This window comes from Leifsonia sp. NPDC058230, from assembly GCF_042882245.1.
Classification (GTDB): domain Bacteria; phylum Actinomycetota; class Actinomycetes; order Actinomycetales; family Microbacteriaceae; genus Leifsonia.
Genome location: NZ_JBHVWM010000001.1, coordinates 949,182 through 969,854, shown reverse-complemented (window position 1 = coordinate 969,854; position 20,673 = coordinate 949,182). Strand labels below are relative to the sequence as shown.

Below are 20,673 nucleotides of genomic sequence, written 5' to 3'. Positions count from 1 at the left end.
CGCAAACGGGAGCTTGCGAAACTTGCTTCACACACCTGCGCGGGCCCTCACCTGAGTGAATCTTCGTTCGCATGCTTGCGCACGCGACGACCAGCGGTCTTTGGCTTCGTACAGGCTACGGGATGCGCGGGCACAGAAGCAAATCGAGTCGGCGCCTCACGCGGTGGCGTCGGCCGAATTTTCGTGAGCGGAGGCCTCGTGAGCGGGCGCCTCGTCGCCGGTCGCCGTGCGCGCGGGCAGCGACACCGTGAACACGGTCTCCCCCGGATCGCTCTGTACGGTCACGTCGCCTCCGTGCGCTTCGACGACAGCGTGCACGATCGCCAGGCCGAGCCCGGTCGACCCCGTCGCACGGTTGCGCGAGCTGTCGCCGCGGGCGAACCTCTCGAACAGCGTCGCCTTGAGCTCCTCCGGGATGCCGGGGCCGTTGTCGGTGACCGTCACGATCGCCCGGCCACTCTCTTCGTCCAGGCTGAGCGCCGCGGTCACCTGGGTTCCTTCAGGCGTGTGCACGCGGGCGTTCGCGAGCAGGTTCACGACCACCTGGTGCAGTCGGGCGCGGTCGCCCAGAACCTCGACCGGCTCCTCGGGCAGCACGATGGACCACGTGTGATCCGGACCAGCGGCGTGCGCGTCGCTCACGGCGTTCACCAGCAGCATCGACAGGTCCACCGGGTCGCGATCGAGCTCGCGGCCCTCGTCGAGCCGGGCGAGCAGCAGCAGGTCCTCGACGAGCGAGGTCATCCGCGTAGCCTCCGACTCGATGCGGCCGAGCGAGCGCGTCACGTCGCCCGGGAGCTCGTGCGGTGAGCGCCGCGTCAGCTCGGCGTAACCGCGGATGGACGCCAGCGGTGTTCGCAGCTCGTGGCTGGCGTCGGCGACGAACTGCCGCACCTTCTGCTCGCTCGCCTGCCGGGCGGTCAGCGCGGAGGCGACGTGGCCGAGCATCCGGTTCAGCGCCGCCCCGACCTTGCCGACCTCGGTGTGCGGATCGGTGTCGGCGTCGGGAACGCGCACCGAGAGCGCGACGTCGCCGCGGTCGAGCGGCATCTCGGCCACTTCTTGCGCCGTCTCCGCGACGCGTTCCAGTGGCCGGACGGCCAGCCGCACGATGAAGCTCGCAATGAGGAACGCGAAGATCAGCCCGGAGAGCGACACCAGAACGATGACGAACGTCAGCTGGCGAACGGTGGCGTTCACATCGTTCAGCGGCAGGCCGATGATGACGCTGTCGCCGTTCGTGAGACTCGCCGCGGCCACTCGGTATTCGCCGAGCGTGGGACCGAGGTTCACCGTTCGCGGCTTGCCGTCCGAGGGGAGCGTGTAGAGGGCCGTCGCGGTGATCGGGACGTTCTGCGGACCGAGGTCGTTCGGGGCGCCACCGGCCGTCTGCTTGGCCAGGATCACCGGATACAGCAGCAGGCTTCCGCTACGCACGAGTCCGAAAGTGCCGACCGGCTGTCCGGGAGCGGCGACGATACCGGTCACGTCCGGACCGGTGGGGGCATTCCCGTAGATCCTGTTCGCCGCACGCTGACCGCGTTCGACGGCGCTCGTGAGCTGCCCGTCCAGGCGGCTCATGAGATATCCCTGCAGCGCGAACACACTGACCGTGCCGATCACTGCGCCCAGCACCGCCAGCATTGCGACGACGACGAGCACCACCCGGCTCCGGATGGTCCACGAACGGAACGGGCGGATGCGCAGTCTTGCGCCGCGCTTCCGCGTCTCCGATGTGTGCTCACCCGTCGCAGGGGCAGCGGTCACGTCGCAGCCTTCACCATGTAGCCGGCACCGCGCACCGTGTGGATCATCGGCGCACGGCCGGAGTCGATCTTCTTGCGGAGGTAGGAGATGTAGAGCTCGACGACACTCGACGATCCGCCGAAGTCGTAGCTCCACACGCGGTCGAGGATCTGCGTCTTGCTCAGCACCCGGCGGGGGTTGCGCATGAGAAACCGCAGCAGCTCGAACTCGGTGGCTGTCAGCTGGATGGCCTCGCCGTCGCGGTGCACCTCGTAGCTGTCCTCGTCGAGCACGAGATCCCCGACGATGAGCACAGGATCGCTGTGGTCGGCCACTGCCGCACGCGAGCGACGGAGGAGGCCGCGCAACCGGGCGACGAGCTCCTCGAGGCTGAACGGCTTCGTCACATAGTCGTCGCCGCCCGCGGTCAGGCCGGCGATGCGGTCGTCGAGCGAGTCCTTCGCCGTCAGGAAGAGCACGGGTGCCTCGTTGCCGTCGGCGCGCATCCGGGACAGTACCTGCAGACCGTCGATGTCGGGGAGCATGATGTCGAGCACCACGACGTCGGGCTTGAACTCGCGGGAGATGCTGAGGGCCTGCTGGCCGTTGGAGGCCGTCTTCACGTCCCAGTCCTCGTAGTGGAGGGCCATCGAGAGCAGGTCGGTGAGCGTCGACTCGTCGTCGACGACCAGCACGCGGATGGAGCTGCCGTCGGCACGGCGCAGCAGGGTGCGGGTTTGGCTGGGGGTGCCGGGCACGGCGCGGGAGTTCATGGTCACCTTTCCTATTATCGCGAGCCGCCTCCGCGCGGACTATGCGAAACCTATGTGAAGTCTGTGAAGTATGCGCGCCGATCCGGGTCGCCCGGATGCGTGACGTCAGCCAACCCATAGGTACGGCAAAGCGCCGACAAATAGCGCGACTCTACCGTCGCACCGTTCACCTCGAACATGTCAGTCCTCGAAGAGAAACCGGAAGCCTATGTTCGGCACCTATCTGCGCCGCGAGCTCGTCAACCGCCGCAAGCAGACGATCATCATCGCCGTGGGCATGGCCCTCGCGATCGCCCTCGTCATCATCGTCAACGCCGTCTCGGCCGGGGTCAAACAGGCCCAGGCCAGCGTGCTCGAATCGGTCTACGGGGTGGGGACGGACATCACCGTCACCGAGCCGGCGACGGCTCAGGCCGCGACGGCCCAGCAGGGCGCGGGCGGCGGACCGCGGTTCGACTTCGGAGCGGACGCCGGAACGGATACGGGCGCGGGCCGGGCGGTCGACACGTCCCGGCTGGAGCCGACGCGCGGCGCCACCGTCATGGACGCGAAAGCCCTCGACACAGCGCAGAGCGTCTCCAACGTGTCGGCTGCCGCCTCGGTGCTCTCCCTGACCAACACGAGCTTCAGCGGAACGCTGCCCGACTTCCAGCAGCTCCGTGACCAGCGCCAGGGTGGCGGCACCGACGGATCCACCGCCGTCCCGGCGCCCGCGCCCACCGGCGGCGCAGACGGCGCCGGCGGCAGCTCGTTCACCGTCGACACGTTCTCGGTGATGGGGCTGGACCCATCGGGCGCGTCCGTCGGCCCGCTCGCATCCGTCACCCTGTCGAGCGGTCGCACGTTCACCAAGGCCGATGTGGGGGCGGATGTGGTGGTGCTCGATGCGGGATACGCCAAGACCGCGAGCAAGGCGGTCGGCGACACCATCACGATCGGCGGAACGGACTTCACGGTCATCGGGATCGTGTCGGCAACCGGCAACGACGCCACGACGGCCGCCAACACGTACATCCCGCTGGACGTCGCCCAGACCCTCTCCGGTCAGGCGGGCAAGATCAGCGCCGTGTACGTGACCGCCGCCTCATCCAGCGACATCGGCCAGATCAAGACCGATCTCGCCAAGGCCCTGCCGACGGCGACCGTGAGCACCCAGGCCGACCTGGCCTCGAGCGTCTCGGGCTCGCTCGGCACCGCGGGCGACCTGATCGCCGACCTCGGCACCTGGCTGTCCATCATCGTGCTGGCGGCGGCGTTCCTCATCGCCATCCTCTTCACCATCTCGGGCGTCACCCGGCGCACCCGCGAGTTCGGCACCCTCAAGGCGATCGGCTGGAGCAACCGCCGCATCGTCGGGCAGGTCGCCGGCGAATCGGTCGTTCAGGGTCTCATCGGCGGCGTCATCGGCATCGCCGTCGGGTTGATCGGCGTGCTCGTCGTCAACATGATCGCGCCGACTCTCTCCGGCGGCGTCGGCAACGGCTTCGCCGACGCCGCCGGAGGGGCTGACCGCATCGCTACCGGCGGGAGCACGGCGGCGCCGGGCGGAGGCGGCGGGTTCGGTGGCGGGGCGTTCCAGGCTGCCGCCAACGCCGCATCCACGAGCACCAGCATCGCGCTGCACGCCCCCGTCACCCTGTGGGTCGTCCTCATCGCCGTCGGCCTCGCCGTTCTCGGCGGCCTCCTGGCCGGAGCGATCGGCGGATGGCGCGCCTCGCGTCTTCGCCCCGCCGCCGCCCTCCGCTCGGTCGCCTGACCCCTCACCCCATCCCGGAGAAGATCATGTACATGCTCACCGACGTCACCAAGACGTACACCCAGTCGAAGCGCCGAGTGACCGCGCTCGACAACGTCAGCCTCGAGATCCCGGACGGCCAGCTCGTGGCGATCCAGGGCCCGACGGGCGGCGGCAAGTCCACGCTGCTGCAGATGCTCGGCGCCCTCGACCGGCCCACCTCGGGCACGGTCGAGCTGGAGTCGTCGAGCCTGTCCGGCCTGCGCGACAGCCGGCTCACGCGCATCCGCGCCACCGAGATCGGGTTCGTCTTCCAGGGTTTCAACCTGATCCCGACGCTGACGGCGCAGGAGAACGTGGAGACGGCCCTCGCCCCGCTGAAGGTGGGCGCCGCGGAACGCAGGCGGCGCGCAACAGAAGCCCTCGCATCCGTGGGCCTGGGAGATCGCGGCACCCACCTGCCATCGGAGCTCTCCGGCGGTCAGCAGCAACGGGTGGCCATCGCCCGCGCTCTCGTGAAGGACCCGGATGTGCTGCTCGCGGACGAGCCCACCGGCAACCTCGACGAGGAGACCCGCGACGAGATCATGGACCTCCTCGAGGGGCTCTGGCGTGACCGCGGGCTCACCCTGATCGTCGTCACGCACGACAGCGCGGTGGCCAAGCGCGCGCAACGGCGGCTGCACATCAAGCACGGTCAGGTGAAGGAAGTCGCTTGAGCGCGTCGCCACGCGACTCGCTCGAGCGGTGTCATCCCGCAGCCGGACGACACTCTGGCAGCATGAGGGGATGACCGCCGAGCCCCTCCGTTACGTCGAACCAGCCGATCCGGACCCCGAGGTCCCCCTGCTCGGCGGTGACGTGACGGAGGGGCTCGTTCGCGTCGGAGACACGGTCCGCCGCCCGGTGAGCGACGCCTCGCGCCGGGTGCGCGGTGTTCTCGACTTCCTCGCAGCGGCCGGGTTCACGGCTGCGCCACGCTTTCTGGGCGTGGATGCGGCGGACCGGGATGTGCTGACCTACGTCCCCGGCGAGGTCGCCGGCCGGCCCTGGCCGTCGTGGGTGGGCGACGAGACGCGCGCGCTCAGTGTCGCCCGCCTCGTTCGTGCGTACGACGACGCGGTGCAACCTCTCGGCGTTCCCGAGTGGGCGCTCGGCCCGCGACGGGTCGACCCGCCCGGATGCCCGGCGTCCATCTCCGGCACCCCCGGCTTTCTCGCCCACCTCGACATCACCCCGGAGAATGTGGTCTTCCGCTCGGGTCGCGCCGTCGCCCTCATCGATTTCGACCTGGTGCGGCCGGCTACGCGGCTGGACGAGGTCGCCAATCTGCTGCTGTGGTGGGGCGCCTGGATGTCGCCGGAGGACCGCGACCCGGCCGTGCGCGACGTCGACCCGGTGTCGCGGGGCGCTGCCCTTCTCGACGCCTACGATCTCTCTGCGGCCGACCGTGAACGCGTGGTGGACGTGGCTCGTAACGGCGCCGAGCGATCCTGGCACACGATGCGGCGGAACGCCATCGAACGCGGCGGGGGCTGGAAACGGATGTGGGACGACGGCGTCGGGGACCGCATCCTGCGCCGCCAGGGCTGGCTCGCCGACAACGCGCCCGCGCTGCACGCCGCCATCACCTGACTCCGCGCGGATGACCGGATGCGGTCAGCGGATGCGGGTCAGCCGATGACGATGAGACCGAGGGACTCGACGATGGTCACGGCCTGGCGTTCGTCGATGGTGGCGTTGGTGAGCGTGACGGTCTGTGGGTCGAGGCCCGTGAGGTCGCTGCCGCGGAGGTCGGCTTTCGTGAAGTCCGCGCCCTCGAACGTCGAGGCGGAGAGATCGCATCCGGTGAACGTCGCTCCGGTGCAGCGCGCGCGGGCGAGGTCGGCTTCGCGCAGGCGCACTCCGGTGAAATCGGCGCCGGCGAGTTCTGCGCGGGGTAGGCCGACGAACGACCAGTTGCCTCCGTCGACCGTGAGGAGCCCGAACTCGCATCCGTCGAAGGTGCTGCCGGTGAGTTTGCAACGGCGAAAGGTGGCGTCGAAGAAGTTGCACCGGAAGAACGTGCAGTTCACGAACGCGCTGTCGGTGTGCTCGCTGACGTTGAACTTCACGTTGCGGAAGGTGCACCGAGTGAAGACGGCCGCCCTGCTGACGAGTTCTGTCAGGTCGACATCGATGAACTCGACGTCTTCGAACTCGTCGCCGTCGAGCTCGCGCCCGTACCAGTCTTCGCCCCGAACCGTGCTCTCCATGCGCTCATCCAAGCAGGAGCCGCCGACCCTCGTCGCCGCAGTCGCCGGTCAGTCCTGGTTGCTGAAGGCGGCGTCGAAGGATGCGGTCGGCAGCTTCCAGAGCAGCGACCGGATGTAGCCCACGGCCTCCTTCGCCCCGTGCAGCCTGTCCATCCCCGCGTCCTCCCACTCGATCGAGATCGGGCCGGTGTAGCCGATCGATTCGAGCGCGCGGAACGAGTCCTCCCAGGGAACGTCGCCGTGGCCGGTCGACACGAAGTCCCAGCCACGACGCGGGTCGCCCCACGGCAGGTGGGACCCGAGCACGCCGGCCCGCCCGTTCTTGGGGCGCAGACGAGTGTCTTTGCAGTCCACGTGGTAGATGCGGTCCTTGAAGTCCACGATGAAGCCGACCGGGTCGATGTCCTGCCACATCATGTGGCTCGGGTCCCAGTTGAACCCGAACGCTTCGCGGTGATCGATCGCCTCGAGCGAGCGGACACTCGACCAGTAGTCGTAGGCGATCTCCGACGGGTGCACCTCGTGCGCGAACCGGACGCCCTCACTGTCGAAGACGTCGAGGATGGGGTTCCAGCGGTCGGCGAAGTCCTGGTAGCCGGCGTCGATGACCGACGCGGGAACGGGCGGGAACTGAGCGACGTACGGCCAGATCTTCGAGCCGGTGAAGCCCACCACGGTGTCCACTCCGAGCTTGCGCGCGACCGTGGCGGTGAGCTTGAGCTCTTCTGCGGCCCGCTGACGCACACCCTCCGGGTCGCCGTCGCCCCACACCTTCGACCCGACGATCGCCTGATGGCGGAAGTCGATGGGATCGTCGCAGACCGCCTGGCCCTTCAGGTGGTTGGAGATCGCCCAGACCTTGAGGCCGTACTTGTCGAGGATGTCGAGCCGACCCTGCAGGTAGGCGTCGTCCTCCGCCGCGCGCCACACGTCGAGGTGCTCACCGGAGCATGCGATCTCGAGGCCGTCGTATCCCCAGTCGCTCGCGTACTTGGCGACCTCCTCCAGGGTCAGGTCGGCCCACTGCCCGGTGAAGAGCGTGACCGGATGCGTGCTCGCCAGCTCCTTCGCGGCGCCGGAATCGGTCGTGCTCGTCGTGTCAGTCATTTCTCTGTTCCCATCTCGATCCAGGTGCCCGCCTCGGCCGAGTCGAGCACCGCATCCGTCACCCGAACCGCGCGGAGGCCGTCGGCGAAGCGCGGCAGTCCCTCGGGTTCGGCGCCATCGACCGCCGCGTAGGTGTCGGCGACGAAGGCGTTGAACGCATCCTGATAGCCCTGCGCGTGCCCGGCCGGCACGACGCAGAGACGCGCGGCATCCGCATGCAACTGATCGGCGTCACGCGGAAGCAGGATGCTGCCCTTCCGTTTGCCGACCCAGAGGGTCTCGGGCTGCTCCTGGTCGAAGCCGACGCTTTCTGCGCTGCCGGCGATCTCGAGGTACAGCCGGTTCTTGCGCCCGGGGGCCACTTGCGAGACCAGGAGGGTGCCGAGCGCGCCGGAGCGGGTCTCGATGACGACCGCGACCGCGTCTTCCGTGGTGATCCCCGAGTGCGACGCCCGCTCGCTGAAGACCGTCTTCTTGGTGGCGGCCACGCGAGACACCCGGTCGCCGCTGACGAACTCGACCAGGTCGACGAGGTGCGATCCGATGTCGGCGAAGGCACGCGAACGACCGCCCTGAGCCGAATCGACCCGCCAGTTGTCGTCGTCCACTCCGAGCAGCCAGTCCTGCAGGTAGGAGGCGTTGATGCTGAGCACCTCGCCCGCTTCGCCGGAGCGGAACCGTGCCCTGGCCTCGCGGACCATCGGGTGGAACCGGTACACGAATGGCACGGTGGCGGTCAGCGGGCCGACCGCCGCGACGAGCGCCTCGGCGTCCGAGACCGTCGTCGTGAGCGGCTTCTCGCACACCACGTTCTTGCCGGCTGCGAGCACCGCGGCCGCCTGTTCGGCGTGCAATGTGTTCGGCGTGCAGATGTGGACGACATCGATCGTGTCGTCGGCGAGGAGTTCGTCGAGCGATCCGTAGGAGCGATCGAACCCGAGCGCCTCCGCTGCTCGCGCGGACTTCTCGGGCGTCGACGACACGATTCCGACGAGCTGCGCCCGGGCTGCCCGCGCAGCACGTGAATGCACCTCTGCCATGAAGCCGCCACCGACGACCGCGATCCGGGGCGGGCGCGAACCCGATCCGCTCACGCCGCCGCCGTGTGGACCGCTCAGACTCGAACCACCTGAACTCGGGCCACCCGGGCTCTCACTCTTCGCCATACATCCATCCTCTCGGCGACGACGCGCGCCGCCCTCCATCCCGCCGGTCTTCCACTGCGACGCCGACTGCTAGAGAGTCGCCGCCCGCGGGTCCCAGTCCTCCGGAAGAGCCGGTGCGACCGTGACCGTGCTTTCGACGGTGACCGGCAGGCCGCTCAGGCCGGCTTCGATGGTCGAGACCATGACGTCGAGCACGTGGTACGCCTGCTCACCGGAAGCGCGTTCCGGTACGCCGGCGCGGATGGCGCGGGCAAGCTCGACGACGCCGGTACCGCGGCTGCTGGTCGAGCCTGTCGAGGGGATCGTCTCGATGCCGTCGGCGCCGTGCACGATGAGGTCTCCCACGAAGGTGTTCGGATCGGGGACCACGAGCGTTCCGTCGACTCCGGCGACCTCGAACTGCGTGCGGCCCAGCTTCGAGTCGAAGCTGAAGATGCTCTGCGCCGTCTGACCGGCCTCGAACTCGTACAGCGCGCTCACATGGGTGGGCACGGTGACGGCGAATTCTTCGCCCGCCCGTGGGCCCGAGCCGATGATGCGCGTCTCGCGCGACCTCGAAGCGACCGCGGTCACTCGCGCGATCGGCCCGAAAAGCTGTACGAGGGTCGTGAGGTAGTACGGCCCGATGTCGAAGAGCGGTCCGGCGCCCTCCTGGAAGAGGAAGTCGGGGTTCGGGTGCCAGGACTCGGGACCGGGGCTCTGCATCAGGGTGAGCGCAGTGAGCGGTGCACCGATCGCGCCGCTCTCGACCAGACGACGCGACGACTGGATGCCCGCACCGAGGAACGTGTCGGGCGCTGTCGCCACCCGCAGCCCCTTAGCGTGCGCCGCCTCGAGCAGCTGCTTTCCGCTCTCGCGGTCGAGCGCGAACGGCTTCTCGCTCCAGACGTGCTTGCCCGCCTCGAGCGCCCGGAGCGCCACCTCGACGTGCACCTTCGGCAGAGTGAGGTTGACGACGATCTCGATCTCGTCATCGGCGAGGAGCTCGTCCACCGAGCCGGAGCCGGCGATGCCGAAAGCCGCAGCCTGGGTGCGGGCGCGCTCCTCGTCGATGTCGGCGACGAAGCGGACCTCGACGTCGGGGAACGTGGTGAGATTCTTCAGGTATTCCGAGCTGATGACGCCGGCGCCGATGACACCGACGCCGACGCGGCCGCCGCTCATGCCAGTCCCTTAGAGGTGAGGAAGGTGTAGCTGTCGGCGATGGCCTGGAATCGGTCACCGCGGGAGTCGTCGAGCTCGATGACGCGCAAGGCGTCGGGCGCCGCAGCGACGATGGCTTCGATCGGCAGCGAGCCGTGACCGACGGCGACCTGGTCTTTCGTCTCCGTCGTGCCGGGACCGTCTTTGACGTGCAGCGCGACGACGCGGTCGCCCAGCTTGTGCAGCAGCTCGACGGGGTCGTGCCCGCCGACGACCACCCAGTAGGTGTCGAGTTCGAGCACGACCTTGTCGGACAGCTTGCCTGCGAAGTACTCGAGCGCGGTGACGCTGTCGATGGTGCTCTCGAGCTCGTGAGCGTGGTTGTGATAGCCGACGCGCACACCGTAGCGGGCAGCGACCTCGGCGGCCTCGTTGAGCTGGGCGGCGATCTGGTCGACGCTCTCGGCGGTCTGCCAGCGGGTGGGATCGACGAACGGGTCGATGACCGTCTCGATGCCGAGCGCCTTGGCTGCTTCGAAGACGGGCTCGAGCTCGGCGCCGATGAAGCTCTGGTGGGTGGTCGGGGCGGACAGGCCGGCCTCGCTGAGACCGCGACGGAGGTCGTCGCCGAAAGACAGGAATGCGAACGGCTCGACCTGGGTGAACCCCAGGTCGGCGATGCGCTTGAGCGTGCCTACCGTGTCTTCGGTGAGAAGTTCACGCACGGTATAGAGCTGCACGGAGAGTTTGGACGTCGACACTGTTCTCCTCGTCGAGTGATTCATTGGGAGCGCAAGAGCGCGGATCGCGCAGTAGCGCGCTTGACCATTCAAGCAGACTTCTGCCGATTGTCAATCAAAAGGTGACGCAAGCAAAACAGACTTTGGATCGCTGAGGAACGGTGTGCTTCAATGACCTCATGACCGATAGCGTGCGCGAGTCGACGCTGGTCGCGCCGGACGCCGCCCAGCTGCTCTCGATCCTGCGCGACGGTGTCCCACGCACGCGCGCCCAGCTCGCCGAACTCACCGGACTCGCGCGCTCGACCATCGCGGTGCGCATCGACAGCCTGACCGCGAGCGGCCTGGTCGCGCCCGCGGGCGACGACGTGTCGACCGGGGGTCGGCCGCCCGCCCGGATCGCCTTCAATCCGAGCTCGCGCATCGTGATCGCCATCGACCTCGGAGCGACGCACGGGGTTGTGGCGATCGCAGATCTCGCGGGCACCATCCTGCACAGCGATTCCCGCCGCATCCTCATCTCCGACGGGCCCGAGGTCGTGCTCGACTGGGCGCTGACGACGGCCGGCATCCTGTTCGCAGAGTCGAATCGGCCCGACGGCGATCTGATCGGGATCGGGATCGGTGTGCCGGGGCCGGTCGAGCACTCGAGCGGCAAGCCCGTGAACCCGCCGATCATGCCCGGATGGGATCGCTTCGACATCCCCGCGTATGTGCGCAGGAGTTTCGACGTTCCCGTGCTCGTCGACAATGACGTGAACCTGCTCGCCCTGGGCGAGCACGCCACCAGCTGGCCCGACCAGTCGGACCTGCTCTTCGTCAAGGTCGCCACCGGTATCGGGGCCGGCATCATCAACGGCGGCCGGCTGCAGCGCGGCGCTCAGGGATCGGCCGGTGACCTCGGACACGTGCGCGTTCCCTTCGGCGCCGAGACGCCGAGTCACGGCGCCCAGGACGCCGACCTCGAGGCGCTCGCGAGCGGCCCGGCCATCGCGCGCGCCCTGACCGGCGCGGGCATCCCTGCCGAAACGAGCGAAGACGTGGTCACCCTCGCCCGCACCGGCAATCCGATCGTGCTGCAGGCCATCCGGCAGGCGGGGCGCGACCTCGGCGAGGTCGTCGCGACCTGCGTGAACCTCCTCAACCCCTCCGTCGTCGTGGTGGGCGGCAGCCTGTCGCGCGTCGGCGAGCAACTCCTGGCCGGCGTTCGCGAAGTCGTGTACCAGCGCTCCACCCCGCTCGCCACGCAGTACCTCACGATCACGCAGTCGCGCGCTGGCGCCACCGGCGGCGTTCTCGGCGCGGCGATCATGGTCATTCAGAACGCCCTCGATCCGGATGCGGACCGCCGCGCATCGGCGCCCCCCAGATCCTTGGGCCGCTGAGCCCACCTCCGCCGAACGAGACCCCTCGCCGCTCCATCTCGCCGATCGAATCGTTTCGAGTCCCCTCGGATCACTAGCAACCCACGACCAGTAGCGGTACAACGAGAATCACCATCGAGAGAACCGGAAGGACCGTCGTGACCACCACCGCGGAAGAACCAACCACAACGAGCACACCCCTGCGAGCCGGCGTGATCGGCCTCGGCTGGGCCGGCCAGCAGCACATGGAGGCGTATTCGAACCTGCCCGGCGTCGAGCTGGTGGCCATCGCCGGCATGGAGGACGGTCCGCGCGCCACCCTCGGCACGAAGTACGGAGTCACGCGCCTCTACCGCGATTGGAAAGACCTCGTGGCCGACGGCGACCTCGATGTCGTCAGTGTCGCCGTGCCCACCTTCCTGCACGCGCCGATCGCGGTCGGTGCACTCGAGGCGGGCATCCACGTGCTCAGTGAGAAGCCCATCGCACGCACCGCCGTCGAGGCGCAGGCGATGGTGGATGCCGCCCACTCCAGCGGTCGCGTGCTCGAGGTCGCGTTCAACCACCGCCGGCGCGGCGACATCGAGGCGCTCAAAGCTGCGATCGATGCGGGACAGATCGGCCGGCCGTACCACGGGCGCGCCACCTGGCTTCGCCGCGAAGGCATCCCGGCCCTGGGCAGCTGGTTCACGAACCGGGAGATGGCCGGCGGCGGCCCGCTCATCGACATCGGCGTGCATGTGCTCGACTACGCCATGTTCCTCTTCGGCGAGCCGCGCGTGACGGCCGTCTCAGCCGTAACGCACTCCGAGCTGGGGTCGCGCGGCCGGGGTGGCGCATCCGCCGACAAGCAGGACGTCGGCTCCGCGTACGAGGTCGAAGATCTTGCCAGCCTGCTGCTGCGGCTCGAGGGCGGCGGGTCCCTCGTGCTCGAGACGAGCTGGGCCGCCTATCGCCCCGCCGGCGACGAGTTCGGGATCACCCTCTACGGCACCGAGGGCGGCGCCGACCTGCGCGTGGTCGACTACGCTCCAGCCGGCGAGTTGACCATCTTCACCGGTGACGGCGAATCGACGGCCGATGTCCACGTCGCCGCCGACCCGGGTCGCGGCCACACCGCCGTGGTCGAGACGTTCCTCGAGCATGTCTCGGACGAGCCGAACTGGTCGCGCTACGACGGTTCGGTCGCGCTCGAACGCGCCCGCATCATCGACGCGGCGTACGAGTCCGCCGCCCGCGGTGCCGAGGTGCGATTGGATGCGGAGCCCGGCGACGCCGGCACGGCGACCACGAACTCACTCACCGCTTCGAAGGGAGCCTGACCATGTCCGCTCTGCGCGTCACCGTCTGGAACGAGGGTGTCCACGAGACCACCCAGCCCGAGATCGCCGCGATCTACCCCCACGGAATCCACGGTGCGATCGCCGAGGGCCTCGGCGAACTGCTGGGACCGGACGCGAGCATCCGCACCGCCACGCTCGCGGACCCTGAGCACGGCCTCTCCGAGGAGGCGCTCGCCGACACCGACGTGCTGCTCTGGTGGGGTCACATCGCCCATGACCAGGTCTCCGACGAGGTCGTCGAGCGCGTGCGGCAGCACGTGCTCGGGGGCATGGGTCTGATCGTGCTCCATTCCGGGCACTTCTCGAAGATCTTCATCCGGATGCTCGGCACCACGTGCTCCCTCGCCTGGCGCAATCCGGAGGGCGGCGAGCGCGAGCTGGTCTGGACGGTCGCCCCGACGCATCCGATCGCCGAGGGCATCGAGCAGCCCATTCTGATCGAGGCGCAGGAGATGTACGGCGAGTTCTTCGACATCCCCACTCCAGACGACCTCGTCTTCATCAGCTCGTTCACCGGCGGCGAGGTCTTCCGCTCGGGTGTGACCTTCACCCGCGGCCGCGGCAAGATCTTCTACTTCAGCCCGGGCGATCAGGAGTACCCCGTGTACTTCCACCCGCAGGTGCGTCGCGTACTCGCCAACGGCGTCCGCTGGGCGGCGCCGCTCCCCGGCCCGCGCCGGTCGCCCGAGGTGTCGAATCCGGATGCGGGGGTCTGGCCGCGCTGAACCCCGGAGGGGCGCGCGGTGGGGTTTTGGGGGGAATCGAACCGCGCGCCCCGTCTCATAGCCGACGAGCGCGCCGACGATGTCGCGCCCGGTCAGCAAGTCTGAAGCACTGTGTGAGTATGGCTTTTATGCCTTAGGTACGTCTACCTTAATGCACTTCGAACGATCGTCAAGCGAAAGTCGCGCGATCGGCGCCGGAATACGTGCATCTAGTGCAGACTGGAGACATGACCCGTGTCTTCCAGACCCTGCCCAGTCCCCGGTTTCCCGACCCCGCGGATGCTCCTGCGCTGCGCTGGGGTGTTCTGGCCCCGGGCGCCATCGCCGCAGACTTCACGGATGCGCTGCACACGCACTCAACCCAGCGCGTCGTGGCCGCCGGTTCCCGCTCCGCCGACCGTGCAGCCGCCTTCGCCGCCGCGCACGGCGTCGAACGGTCGTACGGCTCGTACGAGCAGCTCGTCGCCGATCCGGAGGTCGACGTCGTGTACGTCGCCTCACCGCATCCGCAGCACGCAGAGCTCGCCCTTCTGGCGATCGCGGCGGGCAAGAACGTCCTCATCGAGAAGCCGATCGCCGTGCGGCCGCACGAGGCCCGGGAGATCGCAGCCGCCGCACGGGAGGCAGGCGTCTTCGCGATGGAGGCCATGTGGACGCGCTACCTCCCGCAGACCGACATCCTGCGCCAGCTCCTCGCCGACGGCGTGTTCGGTGAGGTGCGCGTCGTGACCGCCGACTTCGGATTCGCCGCCACCTTCGACCCCGCCAGCAGGCTCTTCGACCCGGCCCTGGGCGGCGGCGCACTGCTGGACCTGGGCGTCTACGCGGTCTCCTGGGCGTCGTTCGCCCTCGGCGCCCCCGCCGGCGTGATCGCCAGCGGCACACTCGCCCCGACCGGCGTCGACGAGCAGGTCGCCCTCATCCTGAACTCCGCCGACGGCGCCCAGGCACTGCTGAGCACGGGGCTGCGATCCGGCACGCCATCGCTTGCGACGATCTGCGGATCGGCGGGCCGGGTCGAGACCGACAGCCCGTTCTGGGCGCCGAGCGGGCTGCGGTTCCACGAAGCGGACGGCACGCTCTCCATCCACTGGGAGGACCCGTACGGCCGGCCCGGTCGCGAAGGGATGGTGTACGAGGCCGCGGCGCTGGCCCGCTACGTCGCCGAGGGCCTCACCGACTCCCCGCTGCATCCGCTCGACGAGGCGATCAGCACCCTCGAGACCATCGACGAAGCGCGGCGGCAGATCGGTGCGCTGGGCGTGGGCGCTGCCGCAGCCGGGTGACACGGGGCAGAATGGGAGCATGTTCGACCTCGCTCTGACCCGCCCGCTCGCTCTCTCCGAGCCGGCGGCGCCGGAGCTCGACCTCGGACTTCCCGAGCGCACCCCGCCGGGCGCGCGTGCGGGCGCGGGAACCGCATCCGGGGCTCCCGTCGTGACCGGGCACCTCGGCCGCGTGGTCGCCCGCTCGAGCGACCGCGTCGCCTGGCTGCGGGCACGTAGCCGCGGGATCACCGCGACCGATGTCGCGAAGCTCTCCACTCCCCGTTCCGTGCAGAGCGCCGCATACGACAAGCTGCACGGCACGGGCTTCGGCGGGAATGTCTACACCCAGCACGGGCGGGACCGCGAACCGCAGATCGCCTCGTGGGTCGCCGCGACTCATGGCATCCACCCCAGCGACGCGCTCTTCCATGCTGAACGGGATCGCCGCCACCTGGCGACGCCCGACGGTCTCGCGCTGCGGTCGACGGGATCGCTCGAGCTGGCGGAGATCAAGACGACGAACAAGGAGTTCCGCAGCATCCCGCGCAACTACCTGCGTCAGATCTGGTGGCAGCAGTACGTGCTCGGCGCCGAGCGAACCCTGTTCGTCTGGGAGCAGCACGTGAACTTCGTCCCGGTGCACGAGGAGCCCCAGTGCCAGTGGGTCGACCGCGACGACGCCGAGATCGCCACGCTCGTCGCGCTGGCAGGCGACCTCATCGCGGTGCTCCGGCAGCGCACGCAACCCGCCGGCTGAACGGCCGGCCGCACGGTCGGGCGGCGCAGCTAGCGCGTATCCCCGACCAGCACGCGAACGCGCGCCAGAGACACTCCGTAGACCGCCAGCCACGCGATCGCGACCGTTGTGCCCGCGAGCTCGAGCCAGGCGCCCACCTCCACCGCGACGTGCACCAGCGCGAACAGACCACCGACGATCGTGATCGACGCGACCAAGACGCAGCAGAGCAGCGAGAAGCGCGCGATGCGTGGCAGTGCGGCGGCGAAGGCGACCTGCAGCATGGCATAGCAAGCCGCCGCGAATCCGAGAACGGCTGTCAGGGTGTGCACCAGGTCTTGCACGGTCGAGCGCGGGTCGATGAGGGGAACCGGGCAGGCCGCTGTGCATGTGATCTGCGATGCGACCACGAAGCACAACCCCGCGAATCCAAGAGTGAGCGCGGGTGCCCAGCGTCCGAGCACCGGCGCGGCCGACCGGATGTGCCCGCTCGCCAACGCGATCGAGAACCCGCCCGCCGCGATGCTGAGCAGAGCCACCGCGAAGGGTTCGGCCGTCGGCGCTCCGTTCGCACCGAGCTCGCTCACGTACACCGGATACGGCACCGTGAGCCGCGCAGCCCAGATAACGGTGAGGCCGCCGAGAACCGCGATGGTCCCGATCGCGAGCAGCACCGGAACGGCGCGCTGCCAGCCGCGGGCGAGCAGTGGAACGGCGAACGGCTGACGAACGATCCGCAACAGCCGCACTCGGCCATCGGATCGGAGCAGTCGGGTCACGTGCAGCATCATAACCAGCGAAATCGGGAAGACGGCCTGGGGGTATCCGAAACGGATTGTTCACAAGCGGTGACGCCCTCGTAACACCGGCGAATCATTGGCGGGCTTGACTGAGGAACGAACCGACGATGGGACGACGAATGTTGACGACGATGCGGGCAGCTCTCCTCCGCCGGCCCGGCACTCCCGACGAGCTCGAGATCGCCGAGACGGCCGTGCCCGACCGGGTGAACGCCGAATTCCTCGTGAAGGTCGTCGCCTCGAGCGTCAACCCGATCGACGCCAAGACACGTGCCGGGCGCGGAGTGTTCGGCGCCATCCACACCCTTCCCGCGGTGCTCGGCCACGACTTCAGCGGCGTGGTCGTGCAGTCGCCGTACAGTGCGCATCCGATCAAACCGGGCGACGAGGTGTTCGGGATGGTCATGGTGCCCCGGTTCAGCGGAAGCTACGCCGAGTACGTCTCGGTGCCGAGCCTGAGCGTCGTGCGCAAGCCGAGCACCCTCTCCCACATCGAGGCGGCCGGAGTCCCGCTCGCCGCCCTGACGGCGTGGGGCATGGTCGTCGAGGTGGCGAAGGCCCACGAGGGGCAACGGATGCTCATCCACGCCGGCAGCGGAGGCGTCGGCCACTTCGCGGTGCAGTTCGCCTCGTACTTCGGTGCGCACGTGATCGCCACGACGTCGACGCCGAACCTCACCTGGCTGCGCTCGCTGGGCGCGACCGAGCTGATCGACTACACGACGACGCGTTTCGAAAACGTGGTGCGCGATGTCGACGTCGTCATCGACCTGGTCGGCAACGTGCACGACGACACGGGAACCCGGTCACTGAAGGTGGTGCGGCCCGGCGGACTCATCGTGAACGCGCCGACCGGCAGCTGGCCGACCTTCCAGGAGGATGTGGCGGCGGCCGGGATGCGCGGCACCGACTTCAAGGTCGCCCCCGACGGCAACGCTCTCGCCGTGATCGCGCGTCTGCTCGAATCGGGCAATGTGAAGGTTCACGTGCAGCAGATCTTCGCGCTCGACGAGATCGCCGACGCCCACCGCGCCATCGAAAGCGGACACACCCGGGGGAAGATCGTCGTCAAGGTCGCCGAGGGCTAGGCGGGGCGCGCTCGGTTCACGGCAGCGATCGCTCCATCACCCAGTCGTCCTCCCAGCGCTCCCCCACCAGGAACCGCTTCGAGCCGACCCGCTCGAACCCGTGCTTGCCGTAGAAGCGCTGCGCCCGCCCGTTCTCCTCGTTCACGCCGAGCCAGATTCCCTCGGCTCCGCGGGCCGCGGCGGCTTCGAGGCTCGCCGTCATCAGCGAGGCAGCGACACCGCCGCCGTGGTGACCCGCGAGCACGTAGCACTTGCTGAGCTCGCTGGTGGGCCGGATGCGGATCGCCGACTGAACGTCCGCATCCGCCGGCTCGCCGACGTTCACCATGGTGTAGCCGAGCGCGACCGCACCGCCGTCCTCCTCGTCGACGTCCTCGGCGATCAGGAGCACGCGCCGGTCATCGGCGAGGTACTCCTCGAACCGGGTCTCGGAGAGCACCGTCGCGATGAACTGGGCCTTCGCCTCTTCGGTGGTGTGCGGCGGGCAGGCGAGCGAGAAGGTCTCGGCGGCGACGGCGGCGAGCGCCCCCGCATCCTGAACCCCTGCGGGGCGGATCGTGACGGTCATCTCTTCACTGTATCGCCGTGCGCGGGCACGGAGAGGGCCGGCCACCTGGTGAGGCGGCCGGCCCGGTGATCCGTGGCGCTAGTGGCGCCCAGAGGCCACCAGAGACAGCAGCGAGAACGAGACGCCGCCGAGGCCGGTGACGTTGTCGTATCCCTTCGCCGTCTTCAGCGAGGTGTCCTGATCGAACGAGACGAGGTAGCTGTTCCCACTGCTCGCACTCGTGTAGGCGACCGCCTGCGTCGGGTTCTGCGGTACGACGTCGCGGAAGCTCTTCGGCAGCACCCGGTCGACCGCATACAGCGTCGGGTTGGCGAACCCGATCGACGTGTGGGTCGACTGCTGCACGATCGCGATCTGCGCGGCGACGATCGGCGAGGCGAGCGAGGTTCCGCCGTACGTCTCGTTGATGAAGTCGCCCGTCTCGAGGGTGTCGTCGTCGATGATCGGACGGATCCCGATCTGGAACCCGGTGTACGGGTCGGCGAGCGCTGCGACATCAGGCGAGACCCGGTGCCCACCGGCGAGCGCGGCCGGAACCGCGTACTTCTGGTAGTCCGGCTGAGCGAATACTGCGCTGGTCCCGCCGCCGGCGCCGCCGACGAACCGCGTACCGGGCAGCGTCTCCGCGTAGGCGAGGTTGCCCGACGCGTCCTTCACGATCTGGTCGACCTTGTCGCCCCAGCCCGTCTCGTAGAGGATCTTGCCGTTCTTGTCGATGGCCATGCTGGTTCCGCCCACCGAGGTGACCCACGGCGACGAAGCCGGGAAGTCCGGCGACGGGTAGCCGAGGTTCGCAACCTCGTCACCGTTGTCGCCGCTCGAGAAGTAGAGTCCGATGCCCTCGCCGGCGGCCTGGATCTGCAGGTTCGCCTCGCCCTGGAGCACGTCGGCCGGAACCGCCTCGCCAACATTGCCGTAGCTGTTGCTCACGATGGTGGCGAGCTTGTTGTCGAGGATCTTGGACATCGCCACGTCGAGCCCGCCGCCGCAGTTCGTGCCGCCGACATACAGGATGCGCGCACCGGGTGCGACGCCGTGGACGGATTCGACGTCGAGCGTCTGCTCACCCTGCCATCCGCTCGGGAACTGGCACGCCGCCTGGTCGGTGAACTCGCTCGGCTTCGGCACCAGCTGCTGGTAGCTGGAGTTGGTGAGGCCGGGCTCGCCGTTCGCGGCCGAGTAGGTGTTCACATCGTTCAGGATGGTCGGGCTGGCGTAGGCATCGATGATCGCCACGGTCTGCCCGGAGCCGTTGATGCCCTGCTTGCTCAGTCCGTCGAGGCCGTAGGCCGAACGCAGCTGAGCCGGGGTGTAGCCGCAGTTGAAGGTGCTGTACTGCGTCTGCCCGTTGTAGCTCGGCGGCACGGTGACGACGTGCTCGCCGATGTAGTGCGAACACGGGGTGTCGACGACGGGAGCTGCGGCTGCCTTGCGGCTGAGCTGCGGTTCACCGGATGCGCCCAGGTCGCCCTGCTTGATCGAGTCCGGCTTGGTCAGCATCCGGGACTGCTCGATGCTGATGCCCGACACCTTCGAGCCCACCGCTGCCGGAAGCGACGGGGCCGAGGTCGGGGCGACGAGCTGACGGCCCGCGTAGTTGAACGCGTGCAGCGAGGTTCCGAAGATCGAACCGAGCTGCTCGGCCGTTCCGCGGAACACCACGTACTGACGGCTCGCCGGAACTGCGGAGATGGTCAAGCCGGCCGTCTTGAGAAAGCTCACGATCGCATCGGAGTCCGCCTGGGTCGGCGAGAACCGGTTGATCCACTGGCTGGGGCTGAGCGATTTGCGGAACGCCAGGTTGATGGGAGACGACACCGCCTTCGCCAGCGCCTCCGCGCCCCGCTGGTCGCGCAGCGGGAGGTAGATCTCCCCTTCGAACGTCTCGTCGGTCGGGGCAGCTCCGGCGTCGTTGGCGGAGGTCGCCCAGGCGGGAACCGAATCGGCGAAGGCGACCCGGTCGGCGGCGTTGGCCGCCCCCACGCCGGATAGCGACAATGCCACCACGGCGGTCACGGTGGCAACGATTCCGACGGCCCTCTTGTGGAGTGGCCGCCGGTTGATGCGAGTTGTCATCTCAAGCAATCCTTACTGGGGCAGTGAGCCCCTACTCGAC

General features: G+C 68.9%; 19 protein-coding genes. 9 read left to right on the top strand and 10 right to left on the bottom strand.

The genetic code is table 11. The features are described from left to right. Positions 1 to 156 precede the first annotated feature (156 nt). Together ACFVV0_RS04900 and ACFVV0_RS04895 are read right to left on the bottom strand one after the other, a co-directional pair. The gene (locus tag ACFVV0_RS04900) at positions 157 to 1,767 is read right to left on the bottom strand and encodes a sensor histidine kinase (RefSeq protein WP_387059003.1); all 1,611 of its coding nucleotides are present in this window, start codon (positions 1,765 to 1,767) and stop codon (positions 157 to 159) included. After that, complete coding sequence (locus ACFVV0_RS04895) at positions 1,764 to 2,519, bottom strand: response regulator transcription factor (protein ID WP_387059487.1); 756 nt, start codon at positions 2,517 to 2,519, stop codon at positions 1,764 to 1,766. Before ACFVV0_RS04895 ends, ACFVV0_RS04900 begins: the two co-directional genes overlap by 4 nt. 208 nt (positions 2,520 to 2,727) lie before the next feature. Here ACFVV0_RS04895 and ACFVV0_RS04890 point away from each other — a divergent pair, with 208 nt between their 5' ends. The 3 genes from ACFVV0_RS04890 (at position 2,728) to ACFVV0_RS04880 (ending at position 5,889) form a co-directional block, all read left to right on the top strand. Then, complete coding sequence (locus ACFVV0_RS04890) at positions 2,728 to 4,275, top strand: ABC transporter permease (RefSeq protein ID WP_387059000.1); 1,548 nt, start codon at positions 2,728 to 2,730, stop codon at positions 4,273 to 4,275. 26 nt (positions 4,276 to 4,301) lie between these two features. After that, positions 4,302 to 4,973, top strand: coding sequence for an ABC transporter ATP-binding protein (locus ACFVV0_RS04885; RefSeq protein ID WP_387058997.1), 672 nt, complete (start codon positions 4,302 to 4,304; stop codon positions 4,971 to 4,973). Between the two features lie 70 nt (positions 4,974 to 5,043). Continuing rightward, on the top strand, positions 5,044 to 5,889 hold the full coding sequence (locus ACFVV0_RS04880) for a phosphotransferase (RefSeq protein WP_387058994.1): 846 nt from the start codon (positions 5,044 to 5,046) through the stop codon (positions 5,887 to 5,889). Positions 5,890 to 5,927: 38 nt separating this feature from the next. On the opposite strand, the gene ACFVV0_RS04875 is transcribed toward ACFVV0_RS04880, so the two are convergent. From ACFVV0_RS04875 to ACFVV0_RS04855, 5 genes are all read right to left on the bottom strand, one after another. After that, entirely contained in the window at positions 5,928 to 6,509 is a 582-nt protein-coding gene (locus ACFVV0_RS04875) for a pentapeptide repeat-containing protein (RefSeq protein WP_387058991.1), read from the bottom strand. 48 nt (positions 6,510 to 6,557) lie between these two features. Then, positions 6,558 to 7,616 (bottom strand): sugar phosphate isomerase/epimerase family protein, encoded by a 1,059-nt coding sequence (locus tag ACFVV0_RS04870; RefSeq protein WP_387058987.1) that lies wholly within the window; start codon positions 7,614 to 7,616, stop codon positions 6,558 to 6,560. Then, positions 7,613 to 8,782, bottom strand: coding sequence for a Gfo/Idh/MocA family protein (locus ACFVV0_RS04865; protein WP_387058985.1), 1,170 nt, complete (start codon positions 8,780 to 8,782; stop codon positions 7,613 to 7,615). The genes ACFVV0_RS04870 and ACFVV0_RS04865 overlap by 4 nt, the downstream gene beginning before the upstream one ends. Positions 8,783 to 8,851: 69 nt before the next feature. After that, on the bottom strand, positions 8,852 to 9,946 hold the full coding sequence (locus tag ACFVV0_RS04860; RefSeq protein WP_387058982.1) for a Gfo/Idh/MocA family protein: 1,095 nt from the start codon (positions 9,944 to 9,946) through the stop codon (positions 8,852 to 8,854). Next, entirely contained in the window at positions 9,943 to 10,665 is a 723-nt protein-coding gene (locus ACFVV0_RS04855; protein ID WP_387059484.1) for a sugar phosphate isomerase/epimerase family protein, read from the bottom strand. Before ACFVV0_RS04855 ends, ACFVV0_RS04860 begins: the two co-directional genes overlap by 4 nt. Before the next feature lie 179 nt (positions 10,666 to 10,844). Here ACFVV0_RS04855 and ACFVV0_RS04850 point away from each other — a divergent pair, with 179 nt between their 5' ends. From ACFVV0_RS04850 to ACFVV0_RS04830, 5 genes are all read left to right on the top strand, one after another. Further along, positions 10,845 to 12,050, top strand: coding sequence for an ROK family protein (locus tag ACFVV0_RS04850; RefSeq protein WP_387058980.1), 1,206 nt, complete (start codon positions 10,845 to 10,847; stop codon positions 12,048 to 12,050). A 137-nt stretch (positions 12,051 to 12,187) separates the two neighbouring features. Next, positions 12,188 to 13,351, top strand: a complete 1,164-nt coding sequence (locus tag ACFVV0_RS04845; RefSeq protein WP_387058977.1) for a Gfo/Idh/MocA family protein — start codon at positions 12,188 to 12,190, stop codon at positions 13,349 to 13,351. Between the two features lie 2 nt (positions 13,352 to 13,353). Further along, positions 13,354 to 14,097: a ThuA domain-containing protein gene (locus ACFVV0_RS04840; RefSeq protein ID WP_387058974.1), complete on the top strand. Its 744-nt coding sequence runs from the start codon at positions 13,354 to 13,356 to the stop codon at positions 14,095 to 14,097. Positions 14,098 to 14,324: 227 nt separating this feature from the next. Beyond that, the gene (locus ACFVV0_RS04835; protein ID WP_387058971.1) at positions 14,325 to 15,383 is read left to right on the top strand and encodes a Gfo/Idh/MocA family protein; all 1,059 of its coding nucleotides are present in this window, start codon (positions 14,325 to 14,327) and stop codon (positions 15,381 to 15,383) included. Between the two features lie 19 nt (positions 15,384 to 15,402). Then, complete coding sequence (locus ACFVV0_RS04830) at positions 15,403 to 16,122, top strand: YqaJ viral recombinase family protein (protein ID WP_387058968.1); 720 nt, start codon at positions 15,403 to 15,405, stop codon at positions 16,120 to 16,122. Between the two features lie 29 nt (positions 16,123 to 16,151). Here the strand turns inward: ACFVV0_RS04830 and ACFVV0_RS04825 are convergent, their stop codons facing one another. After that, a complete protein-coding gene (locus ACFVV0_RS04825) occupies positions 16,152 to 16,880 on the bottom strand; it encodes a DUF998 domain-containing protein (RefSeq protein WP_387058965.1) in 729 nt (242 codons plus the stop codon). A gap of 140 nt (positions 16,881 to 17,020) precedes the next feature. Between ACFVV0_RS04825 and ACFVV0_RS04820 the strand changes: the two genes are divergently transcribed. After that, a complete protein-coding gene (locus tag ACFVV0_RS04820; RefSeq protein WP_387059481.1) occupies positions 17,021 to 17,989 on the top strand; it encodes an NADP-dependent oxidoreductase in 969 nt (322 codons plus the stop codon). 16 nt (positions 17,990 to 18,005) lie between these two features. On the opposite strand, the gene ACFVV0_RS04815 is transcribed toward ACFVV0_RS04820, so the two are convergent. Beyond that, on the bottom strand, positions 18,006 to 18,557 hold the full coding sequence (locus tag ACFVV0_RS04815; RefSeq protein ID WP_387058962.1) for a GNAT family N-acetyltransferase: 552 nt from the start codon (positions 18,555 to 18,557) through the stop codon (positions 18,006 to 18,008). A 78-nt stretch (positions 18,558 to 18,635) separates the two neighbouring features. Beyond that, positions 18,636 to 20,633 carry a protease pro-enzyme activation domain-containing protein gene (locus ACFVV0_RS04810; protein ID WP_387058960.1) on the bottom strand — a complete coding sequence of 666 codons (1,998 nt, stop codon included), beginning with the start codon at positions 20,631 to 20,633 and terminating at the stop codon, positions 18,636 to 18,638. Between the last annotated feature and the right edge of the window lie 40 nt (positions 20,634 to 20,673).